The sequence below is a fragment of the Chrysiogenia bacterium genome (assembly GCA_020434085.1).
GTDB lineage: Bacteria > JAGRBM01 > JAGRBM01 > JAGRBM01 > JAGRBM01 > JAGRBM01.
On sequence record JAGRBM010000599.1, the window covers coordinates 1 to 1,982 of the forward strand.

General features: G+C 64.6%; 3 protein-coding genes. 1 reads left to right on the plus strand and 2 read right to left on the minus strand.

Annotated features, from left to right (window positions below; translation table 11 throughout):
• Both KDH09_19555 and KDH09_19560 read right to left on the minus strand, forming a co-directional pair.
• Positions 1-490: zf-HC2 domain-containing protein (locus KDH09_19555; protein ID MCB0221904.1), on the minus strand; the 490-nt coding region annotated here is incomplete at its 3' end.
• Positions 487-1,032 (minus strand): sigma-70 family RNA polymerase sigma factor, encoded by a 546-nt coding sequence (locus tag KDH09_19560; protein ID MCB0221905.1) that lies wholly within the window; start codon positions 1,030-1,032, stop codon positions 487-489. The genes KDH09_19560 and KDH09_19555, both read right to left, overlap by 4 nt.
• A gap of 291 nt (positions 1,033-1,323) precedes the next feature.
• Here KDH09_19560 and KDH09_19565 point away from each other — a divergent pair.
• Positions 1,324-1,982: methyltransferase domain-containing protein (locus tag KDH09_19565; GenBank protein MCB0221906.1), on the plus strand; the 659-nt coding region annotated here is incomplete at its 3' end.

Below are 1,982 nucleotides of genomic sequence, written 5' to 3' on the forward strand. Positions count from 1 at the left end.
AGCCTGTGCGCGTCAGCCGCGCTTCCACGGGCTCGGGCACGAGCGCGCGGTCGAGCTCGTCCTCGTGCTCGGTGCGGTCGTGGTCGTCCTCGCCCGCGAAGATGATGTGGATGCAGTGGTGGTGCTGGCCCACGTAGTCGGCGGCATGCAGCAGCGCCGGCTGGCCCAGCGAGAAGTAGAGCCCCAAGGCGAGCACGACGCTCGCCGCAAGAGCCAGGCCCGAGCGGAAAAAGAGCTTGCGACCGGCGCGGCGTTCCTCTCGCTCGGCGCCAATCAGTGCGTGTTCGATGCGCCGTTCGAGTTCGTTGACCGGCGCATCCGGCCCGGCGAGCGCGCGGACGAGCTGCTCGCTCTCGCGGGCAACGGCCTTTGCCTCGGCCGCGCACGCTGCGCACCCCTCCAGATGGTCCTGCACGTCGAACGACGTTTTCGCATCGAGTTCCCCATCCAGATGCGCGAGCAGGTATCTGCGTGTTTCCTGGCAGTTCATTCCACTACCCTCAATCTCTCCGTCCTGCTTTTGTCCCCTGTTTGCGTCAGCGCGCGCCGCATCATCTGGCGCGCGCGGTGGAGCCGGCTCATCACGGTTCCGATCGGAACCTTCTGCACCTCGGCGATTTCTTTGTAGGAAAACCCTTCGATCGAGTGCAGCATCAGCGCGCCCGAGAACTCGGTGGGCAGTCCCTCGAGCGCGTCAAGGAGATCCTGATCGGGCAGCGCATCCTGGTAAACCCACGCGGCCTTGGGCACGGCGTCGAGTTCCGAGACGTCGAAATCGGCCTCGGCAATCCGGTTGCGGCCCATCTCGCGGGCGGCCTCGTTGGTGAGGATCCGGCAGAGCCAGGCCCGCACGTTGGCGCTGGGATCCAGGCTCGCGCGGTATTTCCACGCCCGCAGAAAGGTCTCCTGCACCAGGTCGTCGGCCAGGGCCTCGTTTCTCACCATCCGAAGCGCCAGGCGCCGGAGCATGGGAAGATGCGGAAACGTGAGTTCCTGAAAATCTTCCCGGCTGAGTTTCCTGTTTCGGCGCATGGGCGCTCCCCCGGCACTGTAGAGTCTTACCCGCGGCGGCGCATTCCTATTCCCGCCGGGGCACCCTGTTGGATGCGCCGGTGGGCCGGGCGGTGCAACGGAGTTTCCATTCGCACAACCTGCCGAAATTATTAAGGGAATAAGAACGCTCCAAATCCGGTAGAATCCGGCAGCTTTCCCGGATTCCGCGCATCAAACAGGGACCAGGAAGCCCGCCCCACCCGGCATGTGCTATCAGGCGGGGCGAAGAATTTGCCCGGCAGGCAAGCCGGCACCCAACGAGGAATCAGCATGTCCAGCACAGAAGCCCGAAGCGTCGAAGAGATCGTCCGCGAGCGCTACAGCGCCGGCGCCCGGAAGCGCGAAGAAGCGCTCTGCTGCCCGGTCGAGTACGACCCGAAGTATCTCAAGATCATTCCCGAGGAAATCCTCGAGCGCGACTACGGTTGCGGCGATCCCTCCGAACATGTGCGCGCGGGCGAGACTGTGCTCGACCTCGGCTCGGGCGGCGGAAAGATCTGCTACATCGCCGCGCAGAAAGTCGGCGCCGACGGCCACGTCATCGGCGTGGACATGAACGACGACATGCTCACCCTTGCGCGCAAGTACAAGGGCGAGATGGCGGAAAAACTCGGCTACGACGTGGTGGATTTCCGCAAGGGCCGCATCCAGGACCTGGCCCTCGACTGGGGCAAGGCCGAGGCCTATCTCGCAGATCATCCGGTGCGCACCAGCGAAGACTGGGATGCATTCGAAAACTGGTGCGCCGCGCAGCGCAAGGAGAGCCCGCTCATCCCCGACGACTCGGTCGACGTGATCGTTTCCAACTGCGTGCTCAACCTCGTGCGCGAAGACCACAAGCGCCAGATGTTCGCCGAGATGCACCGCGTTTTGAAGCGCGGCGGCCGCGTGGCGATTTCCGACATCGTCAGCGACGAGATCGTGCCCGA